This window comes from Arthrobacter sp. MYb213, from assembly GCF_002979915.1.
Lineage (GTDB): Bacteria > Actinomycetota > Actinomycetes > Actinomycetales > Micrococcaceae > Glutamicibacter.
The window spans coordinates 182,434-199,883 of the sequence record NZ_PCQA01000001.1 but is presented as its reverse complement, the minus strand read 5'-3'; the positions used below and the strand labels follow the sequence as shown (position 1 = coordinate 199,883).

At 56.9% G+C, this 17,450-nt stretch carries 15 protein-coding genes; 10 read left to right on the top strand and 5 right to left on the bottom strand.

The genetic code is table 11. The features are described 5' to 3' along the window. Window position 1: 1 nt before the first annotated feature. Both sufB and CQ011_RS00905 read right to left on the bottom strand, forming a co-directional pair. Window positions 2–1,462, bottom strand: coding sequence for a Fe-S cluster assembly protein SufB (gene sufB / locus CQ011_RS00910; RefSeq protein ID WP_105673789.1), 1,461 nt, complete (start codon window positions 1,460–1,462; stop codon window positions 2–4). Continuing rightward, window positions 1,459–2,244, bottom strand: a complete 786-nt coding sequence (locus CQ011_RS00905) for a helix-turn-helix transcriptional regulator (RefSeq protein WP_286161036.1) — start codon at window positions 2,242–2,244, stop codon at window positions 1,459–1,461. Before CQ011_RS00905 ends, sufB begins: the two co-directional genes overlap by 4 nt. 188 nt (window positions 2,245–2,432) lie before the next feature. Between CQ011_RS00905 and CQ011_RS00900 the strand changes: the two genes are divergently transcribed. The 3 genes from CQ011_RS00900 to CQ011_RS00890 are packed head-to-tail and all read left to right on the top strand — an operon-like array spanning window position 2,433 to window position 5,111. Continuing rightward, a complete protein-coding gene (locus CQ011_RS00900) occupies window positions 2,433–3,386 on the top strand; it encodes an ABC transporter ATP-binding protein (RefSeq protein ID WP_502692868.1) in 954 nt (317 codons plus the stop codon). Further along, complete coding sequence (locus CQ011_RS00895) at window positions 3,383–4,144, top strand: ABC transporter permease (RefSeq protein ID WP_105673783.1); 762 nt, start codon at window positions 3,383–3,385, stop codon at window positions 4,142–4,144. Before CQ011_RS00900 ends, CQ011_RS00895 begins: the two co-directional genes overlap by 4 nt. Window positions 4,145–4,169: 25 nt before the next feature. Then, window positions 4,170–5,111, top strand: coding sequence for a COX15/CtaA family protein (locus CQ011_RS00890; RefSeq protein ID WP_105673781.1), 942 nt, complete (start codon window positions 4,170–4,172; stop codon window positions 5,109–5,111). A 75-nt stretch (window positions 5,112–5,186) separates the two neighbouring features. Here the strand turns inward: CQ011_RS00890 and CQ011_RS00885 are convergent, their stop codons facing one another. The 3 genes from CQ011_RS00885 to CQ011_RS00875 form a co-directional block, all read right to left on the bottom strand. Next, window positions 5,187–6,140 (bottom strand): DUF1700 domain-containing protein, encoded by a 954-nt coding sequence (locus tag CQ011_RS00885; RefSeq protein ID WP_105673779.1) that lies wholly within the window; start codon window positions 6,138–6,140, stop codon window positions 5,187–5,189. Then, window positions 6,133–6,474 carry a PadR family transcriptional regulator gene (locus CQ011_RS00880; RefSeq protein ID WP_105673777.1) on the bottom strand — a complete coding sequence of 114 codons (342 nt, stop codon included), beginning with the start codon at window positions 6,472–6,474 and terminating at the stop codon, window positions 6,133–6,135. The genes CQ011_RS00885 and CQ011_RS00880 overlap by 8 nt, the downstream gene beginning before the upstream one ends. Before the next feature lie 179 nt (window positions 6,475–6,653). After that, window positions 6,654–7,601 carry a heme o synthase gene (locus CQ011_RS00875; RefSeq protein ID WP_105673775.1) on the bottom strand — a complete coding sequence of 316 codons (948 nt, stop codon included), beginning with the start codon at window positions 7,599–7,601 and terminating at the stop codon, window positions 6,654–6,656. 674 nt (window positions 7,602–8,275) lie between these two features. On the opposite strand from CQ011_RS00875, the gene tkt reads away from it, so the two are divergent. The 7 genes from tkt to CQ011_RS00840 all read left to right on the top strand — a co-directional run bounded on the left by tkt (window position 8,276) and on the right by CQ011_RS00840 (window position 17,323). Beyond that, window positions 8,276–10,378 (top strand): transketolase, encoded by a 2,103-nt coding sequence (gene tkt, locus CQ011_RS00870; protein ID WP_105673773.1) that lies wholly within the window; start codon window positions 8,276–8,278, stop codon window positions 10,376–10,378. 17 nt (window positions 10,379–10,395) lie between these two features. Further along, complete coding sequence (tal, locus tag CQ011_RS00865) at window positions 10,396–11,499, top strand: transaldolase (protein ID WP_105673771.1); 1,104 nt, start codon at window positions 10,396–10,398, stop codon at window positions 11,497–11,499. Beyond that, the gene (locus CQ011_RS00860) at window positions 11,500–13,074 is read left to right on the top strand and encodes a phosphoglucose isomerase-related protein (RefSeq protein ID WP_105673769.1); all 1,575 of its coding nucleotides are present in this window, start codon (window positions 11,500–11,502) and stop codon (window positions 13,072–13,074) included. An 8-nt stretch (window positions 13,075–13,082) separates the two neighbouring features. Then, window positions 13,083–14,603 carry a glucose-6-phosphate dehydrogenase gene (gene zwf, locus CQ011_RS00855; protein WP_105673767.1) on the top strand — a complete coding sequence of 507 codons (1,521 nt, stop codon included), beginning with the start codon at window positions 13,083–13,085 and terminating at the stop codon, window positions 14,601–14,603. Then, window positions 14,600–15,541, top strand: a complete 942-nt coding sequence (locus CQ011_RS00850) for a glucose-6-phosphate dehydrogenase assembly protein OpcA (protein WP_105673765.1) — start codon at window positions 14,600–14,602, stop codon at window positions 15,539–15,541. Before zwf ends, CQ011_RS00850 begins: the two co-directional genes overlap by 4 nt. Then, window positions 15,531–16,271 (top strand): 6-phosphogluconolactonase, encoded by a 741-nt coding sequence (pgl, locus tag CQ011_RS00845; protein ID WP_105673763.1) that lies wholly within the window; start codon window positions 15,531–15,533, stop codon window positions 16,269–16,271. Before CQ011_RS00850 ends, pgl begins: the two co-directional genes overlap by 11 nt. Before the next feature lie 68 nt (window positions 16,272–16,339). Beyond that, window positions 16,340–17,323, top strand: a complete 984-nt coding sequence (locus CQ011_RS00840; RefSeq protein ID WP_105673761.1) for an NAD(P)/FAD-dependent oxidoreductase — start codon at window positions 16,340–16,342, stop codon at window positions 17,321–17,323. The last annotated feature ends 127 nt before the right edge of the window (window positions 17,324–17,450 follow it).

Below are 17,450 nucleotides of genomic sequence, written 5' to 3'. Positions count from 1 at the left end.
CTTAGCCGACCGATCCTTCCATCTGGAGTTCAATAAGGCGGTTCAGTTCCAGCGCGTATTCCATTGGAAGCTCACGTGCGATTGGCTCAACGAAGCCACGCACAATCATTGCCATTGCCTCGTCCTCGGCCATGCCGCGGGACATCAGGTAGAACAGCTGCTCTTCAGAAACACGGGAAACCGTCGCCTCGTGGCCCATGGTCACGTCATCCTCGCGGACGTCGATGTATGGGTAAGTGTCCGAACGCGAGATCTGGTCAACCAGCAACGCGTCACAGACGACCGAGTTCTTTGTACCCTTGGCACCTTCGCGGACCTGGACCAAGCCACGGTATGCGGAGCGGCCACCGTTACGAGCCACCGATTTAGCGACAATGGCGCTAGAGGTGTTCGGAGCGATGTGAACCATCTTCGAACCGGTGTCCTGGTGCTGACCTTCGCCGGCGAAGGCGATGGACAGGGTTTCACCCTTGGCGTGCTCGCCAACCAGGTATACCGCTGGGTACTTCATGGTGACCTTGGAACCGATGTTGCCATCGACCCATTCCATGGTGGCGCCTTCTTCACAGATGGCGCGCTTGGTCACGAGGTTGTACACGTTAGTCGACCAGTTCTGGATCGTCGTGTAGCGAACGCGAGCGTTCTTCTTCACGATGATCTCAACTACTGCCGAGTGCAGCGAATCCGACTGGTAGATCGGAGCGGTACAACCCTCAATGTAGTGAACGTAGGAACCTTCATCAGCGATGATCAAGGTACGCTCGAACTGACCCATGTTTTCCGTGTTGATACGGAAGTAGGCCTGCAGTGGGATCTCTACGTGGACGCCCTTAGGGACGTACACGAAGGAGCCACCGGACCAGGTCGCGGTGTTCAGCGAAGCGAACTTGTTATCGCCTGCCGGGATGACCGAGCCGAAGTACTCCTTGAAGACGTCTTCGTGTTCGCGCAACGCGGTATCGGTATCGAGGAAGATTACACCCTGAGCTTCAAGGTCTTCACGCAGCTGGTGATAAACAACCTCGGACTCGTACTGCGCGGCAACTCCGGAAACCAGACGCTGCTTCTCAGCCTCTGGAATACCCAGCTTGTCGTAGGTGTTCTTGATATCTTCCGGAAGGTCTTCCCACGAGGTGGCTTGCTTCTCGGTCGAGCGAACGAAGTACTTGATGTTGTCGAAGTCGATGCCCGAGAGGTCTGGACCCCAGGTTGGCATTGGCTTGCGATCGAAGTACTTCAAGCCCTTCTGACGTAGCTCCAACATCCACTCAGGCTCTGACTTGAGGTTGGAAATGTTGGCTACAACTTCAGCGTCAACGCCACGGCGTGCATTTGCACCCGCGTCATTCTTATCTGACCAGCCGTATTCGTAATTACCGATTCCTTGGAGTTCGGGGTTCTTCTCCAGAATTTCGGAAATTACACCTGGGTCGGCAGACTCCTGTGCAATCTGATCCGTCATCGCGGCCTCTCCATCTTCGTGAACTGAATTCGAGTTCTCTTCTCAGCGCGTAACGGCGCCTTTCCGCGACCCACTGGAATGTGGGTCGTGCACACATGTCCGCCACCGGCCAATGTCGAGAGCCTTCGCACATCAACACCGACCAGTCGAGCAAACATTTCAGTTTCCATGTCGCAAAACACCGGAAACTCGCGTGCCAAATCTTGTATGGGGCAATGCCCCTGGCACAGCTGAACGCTGCGCATTAGTGCTTTCGAAACTTTCGCTTCGACATTGCGGGTGTATCCCACAAAACCGTCTGAACTGAGCAACTCGCTAAGCTTCGTTGCTCGTTCTTCGAGTCCTTCAATACCGTCCATTGCCTTCGCATAACGGATTTCCATCGTCGCGAAGCGGTCCCGCGCGAATTTGCGAATCGCATCTTCGCCGGCCGCGTCCCCGAGCACCTTGAGTGCTTGGGTGGCGATGTCTAGGTAATCGTTGCCCAGCTTCGTCTGTCCGCGGTGCGATAGTACGTACCTGCGAGACGGTCGACCTGCGCCCGACTTCTGATTTGCTACCAGCTTTACCTCAACAAGCCCTGCTTTTGACAGCGCATCAAGGTGACGGCGAACCGCTGCTGGCGTGAACCCGAGCTTGCTTCCAAGCTCGGCCGCGCTGACCGGTCCGTCTTCGAGCACCGCGTTTAGAACTCGGTCTCGCGTGCGCTCCTCAGCATCCCCAACCGTGCCAACCGTAGTGTCGGTTGCGGTACTAGCTGTGTCTGAATTAGATGAATACACAACACAAGCATGCCTATATTTTTCCCCTACGTCTAGTAAGGAAGGACTTACTAAGGTAGGGCTAGTCATTCAAAGAATCACAGGGATTTTGTGCCCTATGACTATCATCCTCCGCACCGAAACCTAAATCGAGCCTTCGTGACTAAAGACTCAGCCCTTACGACTTCGACATGACGTAGAATGCTGTGGTGTCTTCAGTTACTCCCAGCCTCATTATTAGTGAGCTGAGCAAGGATTTGGGACCGGTTCCTGCGCTGAATAATCGCATGCTCAGGGTCCTGGATTCCGTCTCCCTCCAAGCCCTCCCCGGCCAAGTCACTACCCTTTTGGGCTCTAATGGTGCCGGCAAGTCAACCACGCTCGCCTGCGCTCAGGGCCTGTTACGCCCCGAGGGTGGAACGATTGAGTTGCTCGGCCAAGATCCCTTCGGCGATAATCCCGACCTTCGCTCGCGGGTCGGCGTGATGTTGCAAGATGGAGGATTACCTCCGTCGATGCGACCGATTCCGCTGTTGCGCCACGTTGCTGGAATGTACAAAAAACCCATCGATATAGATGCGCTGATCACGCGGTTGGATCTTGAATCCTTCGGTAGCCGCACTATTCGACGGCTTTCTGGCGGACAAAAACAACGAGTCGCCTTAGCTCTGGCACTGGCCGGTGACCCTGAAGTTCTCTTCTTAGACGAGCCGAGCGCCGGTTTAGACCCGCAATCGCGGCAAGTTGTTTTTGACCTTATTAGCGAACAACGCGACCTCGGTAAAGCCATTGTGCTGACCACACACCTGATGGATGACGCACAGCGACTAAGCGACTATGTGTACATTATCGACAAGGGTCGAACTGTTGCGCAGGGCACCGTCACCGAGCTGACTACTTTGGCTGCCGCCGAACATGAAAACCGTCCGGTGAACTTTGGCGCCACCCCATCCTTAGATCTACCGCAGCCGCCAGCAGGACTGCACCTAAGCGAGACCGCACCTGGTGAATACCATCTGACCGGCGTCAGTTCCCCGGAGCATCTTAATTGGCTGACAAGTTGGTGGGCGCGTGAAGGAATCTTGCCGACCCACATGAACTTGCAAGCACGCAGCCTAGAAGATGTCTTCTTGGAATTCGCGCAGAAGGAGGAAACGGTATGAGCCCGACCATGAGTCATTCCAACGCCGTATCTATGCCCAAGCGCATCGCCTTACAAGGCAAATACGAAACACTGATGATGCTCAGCAATGGGGAGCAGTTAGTACTCGCGGTAGTTTTGCCTATTATTGCCCTCTTCGGACTGACCTTCACTGATCTTTTAGAGGGTGTAGCACCGCGTAGCATTGATGCGGCAGTGCCCGGAGTACTAGCCCTCTGTGTCATTTCCACAGCCTTTACCGGTCAAGGCATCGGCACCGGCTTTGACCGACGCTATGGCGTGCTGCGCATGTTCTCGACTACCCCCTTAGGTAAAGCAGGTTTGATCTTCGGCAAGGTTATTGCGGTGCTCACCGTGCTAGCCATCCAGGTAGTGCTGATCACCATCGTGGCCTTACTGCTGGGCTGGGAGCCAAACCTTTGGGGAATTATTCCCGCCGTACTGTTCTTACTCCTAGGCGCTGCGACGTTTACGGCTTTGGGGTTGCTTATTGCCGGGACGGTTCGCCCCGAAGCGACACTTGCTATCACCAACTTGGCTTGGGTCCTCCTGGCTGGAGTCGGCGGAGTTCTGTTCCCGCTAACTATGGCCCCGACCTGGCTTCAGCCAACGCTGGATGCTTTGCCTTCGGCCGCTTTAGGTGACGCACTTCGGGCGGCAATGATTGAGGGGCAGTTCAGCATTGCCAGTGTAATTTTCTTGGTACTCTGGGCTGCCGCCGGCTCATTTGCCGCCATCAAACTTTTCAAATGGAACTAACCAACACAAAATAAGGGAGATTTCCATGTCTTCAAACCTAGTCACCCCCAGCTGGGCCGATAGGTTGCCGACGCACGTCACCCGACTTGTTCACGGTCTGGCGATCGCTTCTCTGATATCTCAGATTGGCATCATCATCACCGGTGGCGCGGTACGCCTGACCAAGTCTGGCTTGGGCTGCTCGCACTGGCCAAACTGTGTGCCCGGTTCCATGACTCCAGTCCCAGAGATGGGCGTGCACGGTCTAATTGAGTTTGGTAACCGCTTACTGACCTTTGTCTTGCTGGTTATTGCAATCGCCTTCTTAGTTGCCATCTGGAATATGCGCAAAACCCATCCATCGATCTTCACCCTTGGCTGGGTTCTTTTGGCAGGCATCCCAGCTCAGGGAGTTATCGGTGGCATCACCGTATTAACTGACCTGAACCCCTGGGTCGTGTCGTTGCACTTCATTCTCTCGGGAACACTCGTCTGCTTGGCTACAATCTTGGTCAACCGCACCCGACGCGAGCTAAAGCAAGACAACCACCCAGCGTCGACTAAATCGGTGGGTCAGTTCGCCACCGCTGCCTGGATATTGTCCATGCTCGCAGTCATTATGGGCACTATCGTCACCGGCACCGGCCCCCACGCGGGTGACGCTTCCGCACCACGTCACCTTTTTGACCCATTGCTGGTCACTCGCATGCATACCGCTCCGGTATACCTGTTGATTATGGCCACCATTGCCGTCCTCGTCTTGGCTTACCGCGCCGAGGGCAGGTCCAAGGTCCGTACAGCTGCCTGGTGGCTGGTAGTGGTCATCCTCGTACAGGCTGCTATCGGATACACCCAGCACTTCACTGGCCTGCCTATCGTCTTGGTATTGCTACATATGCTTGGCGCTAGCCTGTTGCTGGTGGCGGCAACCAACCTGTGGGACTGTGCAGTCCGGCTTCCGCGCAGCGAACGCGTAGAACAGCACTAATTCCTCACCAAAATTTATGCGCCTGGCCCCTTTAGGGAGCCAGGCGCTTTTTCGTATTGCACAGTGAGCCATTTGCTAGCGAGTGATGCCAGCTCGTGGTCGCAGTCGCAGCAGCCCGTAGATTCCAAAAGTTAAGACAATCCCACCGAACATCCAGATCGCCGCCACCAGCATTCCACTATCGAATACCGCGACGATCAACGCAAGCACTCCGTAGGCCAACACGGCCCAGTAAGAGATGCGCCAATTGAGCATGATCCCTATTGATATCGCTAAGCAAGCAACGGCCCAGATCAGCGCCGGAATCATGAAGACGCCAACATTGCCGCGTTCTACCCCACTTGCGAGGAGAGCTACGGGAAGAAGCATAATCAGCACACCGATAATTCGCAGGACGAGCGATTCTCCTCGTCCCGCTTGCAAGGATTTTGCAAAGGGGAGCATCGTGGCCAGCCAAATTACGATAGTCATCGGAACATAGAACAGCCCAGCATCAATAGGATTAGAAATAACGAGGACCGAAGCTGCTACGGCGCAGATCAGAGTTGCCCAGCGACGCATCCTCAATGGCACCAGTAAGAGCACCGCTAGCAGTGCAGCCGGCACCAGTGTGAGCACCGCTATTCCGGGCCCGTAAAGTTCCACGAGCGATGTTAGCGAACGTTGCGTTGAACTTGTGTAATCCGGGTGCTGACCTTCTGCGTTACGAAGAAAGAAACTAACAATCGCCGCGGTGAAAGTTGCCAGTGCGATAGCAGTGCCGATGAGCGTATTTCCTACCGGCCAGGGACCCGTTCCGCGCGGCTCGGGGACCCCGAGCTCACTGCGAGAGGCCTTGGCCACTTCTCTGGGCTCCCCCAAGGCACCGATGGCTTCCGATTCGGTTCGGCCGCTGATTCTTGACTCCTCGCTGTGTTCGGAGATGTCTTGGAGAATGACTCGTCGCTGAGCTTCAGGCAGGTCCGCCAAGTATCCGCTGAGTTGACGCAGGTAGCGCTTGGCAGTCACGTCCGGCTTGGTACTAAACATGATGTCCTCCTAATAAACCGTCCACCTGATTACTCAGCTGACCCCAGACCGAGCCAAAGAGTTCCAGTGATTCCTTACCGTTGTCGGTTATTGCGTAGTACTTCCGTGAGCGTGAACCGTCAGCTTGTTCCCAGCGCGTTCGCACACTGCCCGCGTCTTTCATTCTGGCTAGTAATGGGTAAAGGCTCCCCTCACTAGCGGTCAGCTCCAGTTCAACGAGCTGATTGGCAATCTCAAGCCCATACATATCCCGCTCGGAAAGCAACGCAAGAACGCAATATTCAAGCACTCCCTTGCGCAGGTTCGTAGCGATCTTTTCCGCATTGAGATTCATACTTTGAACTTACCTTGCGTAACAAGTCTTGTATAGCAAGAGAGATAAACGTTAGCTATTCTTTACCAACGCTTCAGGATCATGCCCACCGGTTCCGCACAGATTTTCCAGACGGTTACCAAGAGCAAAAAGAAAAATCCCCGCTTCCGGTAAAGGAAACGGGGATCTAATCAGGGCTTTTAGCCAAACAGCGGGCTGCCCACGAATGGGTCAAATGCCAAGGCCACAAAGACCAGTGACAAGTAGGTAATCGAGATATGGAAGACCTTCATGGCCTTACGGTTCATCTCAGCAGGACTATGGTCACGCTGGGTCTCGCGGTAAAGCACGTGCGATTCGTAAACGAACCAAAGGCCAGCCCCACCGGCAACCGCGGTGTAGACAATGCCTGCATAGCCCATAGGAAGCAGTAGCAACGAACAAACGACCGTGGCCCATGCGTAGAGCACAACCTGAACGGAGACGCGACGAGCATTAGCGATAGCACCAAGCATTGGCACCGAAGCCGCGTTGTAGTCATCGGCATACTTCATTGACAGTGGCCAGTAGTGTGGCGGAGTCCAAAGGAAGATAACCAGGAACAAGATAATCGCTGGCCACTCGACGGTTTCGGTCACAGCGGCCCAAGCGATCAGAACTGGCATGCAGCCTGCAATGCCGCCCCAGACGATGTTCTGCGAGGTGCGACGCTTAAGAATCATCGTGTAAAGAACTACGTATAGAAGAATCGCGGCAAGACCAAGTGCAGTGGTCAGCGGGTTGGTCCCGAACCAGAACACCGCGAGTGAAGCAATTGCCAATACCCAAGAGAAGATCAATGCTTCGCGAGGAGTGACATCACCGGTAACCAACGGGCGGCCCTTGGTCCGCTTCATCAGCTTGTCCATGTCGCGATCCAGGTAACAGTTAAACGAGCCTGCCGCACCTGCGGACATTGCCCCACCAACAAGGGTTGCGATCATGAGCCAGACATCTGGGAAACCGCGCTGCGCGAAAATCATCGTGGGCAGGGTGGTCACCAGGAGCAGCTCTATGACGCGAGGCTTAGTCAACGCCACATAGGAGCCGGCCTTACGCTTGACAAAATCCCCGGTGCTTTCATCAGGTTGACGCGACGAGCGCGGCACTGATGTTCCGGTGACATTAAGAGTCTTCAATTAAACGCACTCAGTTCTACACGGGTACAAGACAGACATCTTTTATTCTACGACGAATAGAAGTCAGGCGGTAGTTGCCTTGAGGAACTATTGCTGAATATCGGCGTGATTCCGGTCATCTTACGAATCAACGCGAAGTAGTTGAGCGCGCAATGCCCGGGTTTAGCAAGGGCGTCCTCCCATGGGAGATCGGGCCCTTGTGATCCCATCGCCTTTGAGTCTTCCACAGGCTTTGAGTTTTGTAATTGGATTTTCAACAGACTTTACACCTTGTATGACAACGGCTTTCCAATGTTTGCATTACCAACCAACCACAGCCCAATCAGTAGAACGAAACACCACCGTGGCGGGCTTATCTCAATTTCCAGACGAAAATATCGCAGCCATAGCAGGATCGAGGTTCAAGTCGATTCGGCACCTTTCTGCACGACGCAATGTTCGAGGGGTCAAAGATTGATTGAAATTCTGCGTGTCATGTTTGTTCAAGCCATACAGACAATGCCCGATTCGCGATAGAGTGGACAGTAATCGCGCCGTCGCCACCAAATACCCCAAATAAGCTCGACTTCGGGTAGGAGGGTCGACGGCGTATTGCGTGTCAGCGGGATTATCCCCGTCCAAGCCTCAATGGAAGGAACGCCGCAGTGGCGACTGAATCCTTAGTAGAAGAGTTCTCACTTACCGAGTTGGATCGTAAGGCCATCGACACCACCCGTGTCCTGGCAGCCGACGCCGTAGAAAAAGTTGGCAACGGCCATCCAGGTACCGCCATGAGCTTGGCTCCGGCAGCATATCTAATCTTCCAGAAGCACCTACGTCACGACCCGAAGGATCCAAACTGGATCGGTCGCGACCGCTTCGTCCTCTCCCCCGGTCACACTTCACTGACCCTGTACCTACAGCTCTTCCTTTCCGGCTACGGCCTAGAAATGGAAGATATTGAGGCGCTACGTACCTGGGGCGCTAAGACCCCGGGTCACCCAGAGTTCGGCCACACCGCCGGCGTGGAAATCACCACCGGCCCGTTGGGTCAGGGCCTTGCCTCAGCCGTTGGCTTCGCCTACTCACAGCGTCGCATGCGCGGCTTGCTGGATCCTGCTGCAGAAGCTGGCACCAGCCCGTTTGATCACACGGTGTACGTGATTGCATCCGATGGCGATCTGCAGGAAGGTGTCACCTCAGAGGCATCTTCATTGGCCGGTCACCAGGAACTTGGCAACCTCGTCGTCATTTACGATGACAACAAAATTTCTATCGAGAACGATACCGACATCGCGTTCACCGAAGATGTTTTGGGTCGCTACGACGCCTACAACTGGCACACCCAGCGGGTGGACTGGACCGTCACCGGCGAGTACGTCGAAGACATGGCAGCCCTGGACGCAGCGATCCGCGCCGCCAAGGCAGAGACCTCACGTCCATCGATCATCGCTTTGCGCACCGTTATCGGCTGGCCTTCGCCAACCAAGCAGAACACCGGTGGCATTCACGGTTCAAAGCTTGGTACGGAAGAAGTTGCAGGACTCAAGAAGGTTCTAGGCTTTGACCCAGAACAGTCTTTCCATATCGAAGATGACGTGTTGGCTCACGCCCGCGAGGTTGTTACCCGTGGCGCGGCACTACATGAGACGTGGAATGAAACCTTTAACGTCTGGAAGAGCGCCAACCCTGAAGAGGCTGCGCTACTTGAGCGTCTGCAGGCTGGCGAACTGCCCGAGGGCTGGACCGAAAAGATCCCTACCTTCGAACCAGGGTCCACGATGGCTACCCGCGCGGCTTCAGGCAAGGTTATCAACGCCATTGCCGACGAGTTGCCAGAACTATGGGGCGGCTCGGCCGACCTGGCAGGTTCGAACAACACCACCATCGATACCGCGAAGTCCTTCGCTCCAGAACGTCGCTCCACGGACTCGTGGGATGCCAGCCCATACGGCCGCGTCCTACACTTCGGTATCCGTGAGCACGCTGCAGCCTCGATCGTGAACGGTATCGTACTGTCCTCACCGACTCGTGCATTCTCCGGTACCTTCCTGATCTTCTCGGATTACCAGCGCCCAGCAATCCGCTTGGCTGCATTGATGGGTGTTCCGTCGATCTTCGTGTGGACCCACGACTCCATCGGACTGGGCGAAGACGGCCCAACTCACCAGCCGGTTGAACAGCTGGCATCGTTGCGCATCATCCCGAATTTCGACGTCGTGCGCCCAGCGGACGCCAACGAGGTTGCCTACGCATGGCGCGGAATGCTGGAACTGACTGATACCCCATCGGGCATCGTACTTTCCCGTCAGAACCTGCCTATCTATGACCGTGCGGCCACCGGTTTCCGCGGTGCCGAAGGCACCTTGAAGGGTGGTTACATTCTGGCTGAAGCCGTCCGCGACGGCGCAGAAGTCACCCCAGATGTCATCTTGCTGGCTACCGGCTCCGAGGTTGAGCTAGCCGTTGAAGCCCGCGAAGAGCTGGCAACCAAGGGCATTGCAGCCCGCGTGGTTTCACTGCCAAGTTTCGAGTGGTTCGCCAAGCAGGACGCTGCCTACCGCGAAGAAGTTCTTCCGGCAGCCATCACCGCCCGCGTCTCGGTAGAAGCCGGTGTCGCACAGGGATGGCGTGAACTAGTTGGTTCCGCAGGCGAGATCATCTCGCTGGATCACTTTGGTGCCTCCGCAGATTACAAGAAGCTGTACAGCGAATTCGGTATCACCACCGAAGCAGTTGTCGCAGCCGCCCAAAAAGTTGTTAAGTAAAGGAACTGGTACACAATATGTCTAACCCAAACACCCAGGCCCTGTCCGACGCCGGCGTATCCATCTGGCTCGACGACCTTTCCCGCGAACGCTTGACCAGCGGCTCGCTAGCCAAGCTCATTGAAGAGAAGAACGTCGTTGGTGTGACCACCAACCCGTCCATCTTTGCCGCCGCACTGTCCAACGCGACCGTTTACGGCGAAGCTATCGCCGAGCAGCGTCACAAGTCCGTTGAGGACGCGATCACCGAGATCACCAGTGACGACGTGGCCGCAGCATGCGACCTGTTCCGCCCGATCTTCGACTCCACCAACGGTTTTGACGGCCGTGTCTCCATCGAGGTTGACCCTCGTCTGGCCCACGACACCGCGCAGACCATCATCCAGGCCAAGGCCCTGTACCAGCGTGTGGATCGTGAAAATGTACTGATCAAGATCCCAGCAACGCTGGCCGGTCTCGAAGCAATCACCGAAACCATCGCCGAGGGCATCAGCGTTAACGTCACCCTGATCTTCTCACTGGAACGCTACCGCGAGGTCATCAACGCGTACCTGATCGGCTTGGAGAAGGCCAAGGCTAAGGGCCTTGACCTCTCCAAGATTCACTCAGTAGCTTCCTTCTTCGTATCCCGCGTCGATTCAGAAATCGACAAGCGTCTAAACGCGCTGGGCACCGAAGCAGCTTTGGCACTTCGCGGCCAGGCCGGCGTGGCTAACGCACGTCTGGCCTACCAGGTCTTCGAAGAATCTTTCGCCTCCGCGCGCTTCGAGGCGCTGGCTGCCTCCGGCGCCAACGTCCAGCGCCCACTGTGGGCCTCGACCGGCGTGAAGGATCCTGCCTACCCGTCCACCCTGTATGTCACCGAACTTGTGGCACCGCAGACCGTGAACACCATGCCGGAGAAGACCTTGGACGCCACCGCGGCCGAGGCCGAGGTTCGCGGCAACGTCGTTTCGGGCAGCTACGCCCAGGCTAACGGCGTGCTGGACGCACTGGCAGCCCAGGGCATCGACTACAACGAGATTGTGTCGCTGCTTGAGGTAGAGGGCGTTGAGAAGTTTGACGTCGCTTGGAACGAACTGTTGGAAGACATGTCGGTGGCCTTGAAAGAGGCCAAGTAAATGGAATTGGGCCTGGTAACTTCCGGCGAGGCCCTCGCGTCGGTTGATCAGCTTCTACCGAAGCTGATCGAAGCCCGGATTGGCAGCCGTATCGCCAATCAGGACCCTACCGTGTGGGGTCCATCAGCGCAGGCTGAGGCGTCAATCCGTTTAGGCTGGGCACAGCCCTTCGAAGCGGCCGAAAAGTTGCTTCCACAGATCCTGGAGCTCCGCGAGCAGTTGCTGGCTGAAGGACTCACCCGGATCGCCTTGTGCGGTATGGGTGGCTCCTCACTAGCACCCGAGGTGATTGCCGCGCATGACGAGATAGACCTAGTCATTTGCGACACCACCGACCCACAAATGGTTTCGACCATTGTGAACACCGATCTGGAGCGCACCGTAGTGGTGGTCGCTTCCAAGTCGGGTTCCACCGTGGAAACTGACTCGCAGCGTCGGGCCTTCACCGCGGCTTTCGAAGCCGCCGGTATCGATCCTGCCACGCGACTAGTGTTGGTCACCGATCCGGGCTCCCCGATGGATAATCCTGACGGCGTGCGCGCGATCTTCAACGCAGACCCCAACGTGGGCGGACGATACTCGGCGCTCACCGCTTTTGGTCTGGTACCCAGCGGTCTTGCCGGGGCGGATATTGAAGCGCTCATCGAGGAAGCCGGATTGATCTCCGACCTACTGAGCAGCGATGACGAAGATAATATCGCGTTGCACTTGGGCGCAGCATTGGTGACCGCAGGACGCGACAAGCTAGTCATTGCAGAAATTGGTGACGCGCTTCCGGGCTTCGGCGACTGGGCCGAACAGCTCATCGCAGAATCCACCGGCAAGCTCGGCAAGGGTGTGCTTCCGGTGGTCGCTGACGCGAACGCCCCGGAGCTGAAGAATATCGCAACAGATATCCTGCCGTTGTACCTGCATGAGCAGTTGCCTGAAGAAGTTGATGAAGCAGCCACGGCGATTCACATCAGTGCACCGCTGGGTACCAGCTTCATGATCTTCGAATTTGCCACTGCCGTCGCTGGCTATCTACTGGGCATTAACCCATTCGACCAGCCAGATGTGGAGGCAGCTAAGGTTGCCGCCCGTTCGCTGTTGGACGCTCCTACCGCCGGGTCCCCGGATGCGGTGGATGGCAGCGTTGAACTGTTCGGTACGCAAGCCACTAACCTAGCTGGCGCCTTGGACGAGTTGACCGCACAGTTGGGCGAGGACGGATACCTATCCATCCATGCTTATCTGGACCGTCATGCGGACGCTGGCTTGGAAGCGCTCCGTGACCTGCTAGCCGAACGCACCGGACGCCCGGTAACCTTCGGCTGGGGACCACGGTTCCTGCACTCCACCGGCCAGTACCACAAGGGCGGCCCCCGTCAGGGAGTCTTCCTGCAGGTCACCGCAAACCACGAGCAGGATCTAGAGATCCCGGGCCGTCCCTTCAGCTTTGGCGGTTTGATCACCGCCCAGGCGACCGGTGATGGCGCGGTACTCTCGGACGCCGAACATGGCCGTCCGGTACTGCGCGTGAATCTAACCGACCGCGCCGCGGGTATCGCGGCGCTGCTTGAGGCTGCGAGCTAACAAAAAATATGAGTAATCCACTTCGCGACGCCCGCGACCGGCGGCTTAACCGCATCGCCGGTCCGGGCGCGCTGGTGTTCTTCGGAATCACCGGCGACCTGGCCCGCAAAAAACTTATGCCCGCGGTCTATGACTTGGCCAACCGCGGCCTACTACCCCCAAACTTTGCCATTGTCGGCTTCGGCCGCCGCGACTGGACGGCAGAAGACTTCACCAACCAGGCTCGCGAATGGATCTTGGCCAGTGCGCGAACCCCGTTTAACGAGACGGTCTTTGACCAGCTGGCCGCCGGAATGCGCTTCATTTCCGGCGCCTTCGACGATGACAATGCCTATGAAAAGCTCGCAGAGACCCTCGACGAGCTGGCAGATTCCCGGTCCACCGGGCGAAACCACGCGTTTTACCTTTCCATCCCACCGAGCTGGTTCGACGTAGTCTGCCAGAAGCTGTCCGAGCATAAACTCGCCAAGGATGAGAACCCGGGCTGGGAACGCGTAGTCATTGAGAAGCCTTTCGGCCATGACCTACAAAGTGCCAGGGAACTGAACGAAATCGTTGAATCGGTGTTCCCGGCCGATTCGGTCTTCCGCATCGACCACTACCTGGGTAAAGAAACAGTGCAGAACCTCCTGGCATTGCGCTTCGGAAACCAGATGTTCGAGCCACTGTGGAACAACAAGTACGTGGACCACGTGCAGATCACCATGGCCGAGGATATCGGCATTGGTGGACGTGCAAGCTACTACGACGGCGTGGGCGCAGCCCGCGACGTCATCCAGAACCACCTGCTCCAGCTGCTCGCACTGACCGCCATGGAGGAACCTATTTCCTTCAACGCCGATCACCTGCGCAGCGAAAAGGAAAAGGTACTCACCGCCGTTCAGCTACCTGAGGATTTGGGTCAGGCTAGTGCTCGTGGCCAGTACACTTCCGGGTGGCAGGGTGGCGAGGAAGTAGTCGGCTTCTTGGATGAAGAAGGTTTTAACCCGCTTTCCAAGACCGAAACATTCGCTGCGGTCCGCCTAAACATCAATACCCGTCGCTGGAATGGTGTCCCGTTCTACCTGCGTGCAGGCAAACGTCTAGGCCGCCGCGTCACCGAGATCGCGGTGGTCTTTAAACGTGCACCAAACCTGCTGTTCACAGATCACGCCGATGACGAGTTTGGTCAAAACGCGTTTGTCATCCGCGTGCAGCCAGATGAAGGCGCCACTATCCGTTTCTCCTCTAAGGTGCCAGGCACCCAGATGGAAATCCGCGATGTCACCATGGACTTCGGCTACGGCAACGCGTTCACCGAGTCTTCCCCGGAAGCCTACGAACGTTTAATTCTTGATGTGTTATTGGGCGAACCACCGTTGTTCCCCCGCCACGAAGAAGTTGAGCAGTCTTGGCGCATCCTTGACCCATTCGAAGAGTATTGGGCAGCGCAACCCGAGCAACCAGATCCTTATCTTCCAGGCTCTTGGGGTCCGGCCAGCGCGGATGAGCTGATGGCCAAAGATGGAAGGACGTGGCGACGACCATGATGATTGATCTTCCCAATACAACCACCAATAAGGTGGCTAAAAAGCTGATCTCTTCGCGCCGCACCCACGGTGTGGTGGCATTGTCTCGGGTGCTGACCTTGGTAGTCATTACTCGTGAAGGTTTCGCGGAGAATGCCATCGAGGCGGCCAACCTCGCAAGCCGTGAGCACCCCTGCCGAATTATTGTCGTGGTGCGCGGTTCTGAAAAGGGCGAAAATCGTCTGGACGTACAGATCCGCGTCGGCGGAGACGCCGGAGCGTCCGAGGTCATCGTGATGCGCACGCACGGCCCTAATATGGCCGCAGATGAAGCGTTAATCTCGGCGCTGTTACTGCCAGATGCCCCGATTGTTGCTTGGTGGCCACACGGGGTTCCAGCAGATCCATACAACACCGCGCTGGGCAAACTCGCCCACCGACGGATCACTGACTCCAATGAGACCAGCGACCCCACCGAGGCGTTGTTCCAACGGGCCAGCACCTACCGGGCTGGAGACACCGATCTTGCGTGGACGCGCATCACCCTGTGGCGTGCACAGCTTGCCAGCATCATTGATTTGATCGGCACCGACGGCTTGACGGGCATCACCGTAAAAGGCTCAGAAAACTCACCGTCCACCTCGCTGCTGGCGGCCTGGCTGACCATGTGCCTGGAGGTTCCGGTAACTATCGCGGCGGATAAGTCCACCGGTGGTCTATCTAGCGTCCGACTCACCCGCGAGGGCGGGGATGTGGAACTTTCACGCCCTTCCGGAGCCGTGGCACATCTGTACCTACCTGGCTCAGCACCCCAGCGAATCTCGCTGCCACGCCGTTCGGTCGCCGAGTGTTTGGCCGAAGAAATGCGCCGGCTTGACGCCGACGACGTTTTTGGTGAGGTCATCACCCGTGGACTTACCTTGACCAACCTAAGGAGCATCCGTTCCAGTGATCGCTAGACAAATTGTCATCCATGAAGATGCCCATGCCACCGCACAAGGTATCGCCGCCCGATTGATTACCACGATCGCCGACGCACTTGCCGCTCGCGGAGTGGCCCACGTGGTTGTGACCGGCGGTTCGCTGGGCATTGCGACGCTGGTTGCCGTGGCGCAGAACCCGGCAAACGTCTCGGTGAACTGGTCCGCCGTCCACTTCTGGTGGGGCGATGAACGATTTGTCGCCGCCGACAGCGCAGACCGCAACGCGGTGCAGGCCGAACCGTTATTCACTGCCTTGGACGCACTGGGCCCTGACCGCGGTAACGTACACATGATGGGTGATAGTGACTCCTACGCAAGCGCCGAGGACGCGGCAACCGCCTACACGCAGTTGCTGGCCGAGGAAGCCAGCGAAGGTGCCGCAAATCCGGTGTTTGATGTATTGATGCTGGGCATGGGCCCGGACTCGCACGTCGCGTCATTGTTCCCGAATCTCACTCGGGCAGAGCATCTCGGCGCGATTGCGGTACATGACTCCCCCAAGCCACCACCACATCGGGTGTCGCTGACCATGAGCACCATCAACACCGCCCGTGAGGTGTGGTTACTGGTCTCTGGTGCGGAGAAAGCTCCAGCCTTAGCAGCAGCCCAGCACGAGGTCAACGAGTTGGCGGTGCCAGCTAGTGCCGTTCAAGGCACCGAGGCCACTCGCTGGTTGATTGACCGTAGCGCGGCCACGCTACTCTAAGCGCAAACAAAGACCGGTGTTTCTCATGCGTGAGAAGCACCGGTCTTTGTGATTTGAAAGGACTTCCCTTGAGCACCCAAACACATTCAGCACAGCCCACTCGAATTACGGTGATCGGCGCCGGCGTCATTGGATTATCCAGCGCCTACGAGTTAGCAAGTGCCGGCCACCACGTCACCGTGATCGCCGATCAAGACAGCTTAGAAACCGTCTCGGCGGTAGCCGCAGCCATTTGGTTCCCCTACCATTCGGAAAACTCCCCCGCCGCGGACCTGTTACTTGCCCGTTCCCTGGCGCGCTTCGAGAAACTAGCTCACATCGCCGAGACCGGGGTAGATTTGCGCACCGGACTAAACGTCGACCATGTTCCCGGAGCTGACCGGTCTTGGACAAAAATCGTGGCAAACGTGAGTGAGGCACTCCCCGCAGATCTGCCTGAAGGCGCCTTCGGCGGAGCCTACGCAACGGTTCCCATCATCACCATGAGCACCTACCTGTTGTGGCTAAAAAACGAGGTGGCAAAGCTAGGGGTTACTTTTATCCGTCAGACCATCAAGGATTTAAAAGAGCTTGAGCATGATGCCGATGTGGTGGTGATTGCCGGTGGGTTGCGTGGCGGAGAATTATTGGGCGACGACGATACGGTGTATCCAATACGTGGCCAGGTCCTGCGACTAGCGAACACAAATAATCTGAGAAATTGGTTGTGCGACGATGACTATCCGGAGGGTGTTAGCTACATCATTCCGCGCCGAGAGGACATTATTGTCGGCGGCACGGACACCGCACACGACTGGAACCAAGAAGTTGATCCAAAGACCGCGACGCAAATTCTTCGTCGGGCCACCGCGCTGGTGCCGGAACTGGCAGGACTACAAGTTTTGGAGCACAAGGTTGGTTTACGTCCGGCACGAGCAAGCATCCGTCTAGAACTTGTTTCGGGCCACCGGCTACCAGTGGTGGCTGCCTACGGCCATGGCGGAGCGGGTGTGACCCTCTCCTGGGGTACTGCACAACGCGTTGCTGAACTCGTGGACAGTGCACTTAGCTAACCTAGCGCGTCAGCGAAGCATAATCGGATACAAAACTAGCGCTACGGAAGCCTGCAAGAACAACGCAGAAGGTTGACAATCGGGGCCTGAAAAACATTTGGCACTTCGCCAGCAGATCCGATAATAT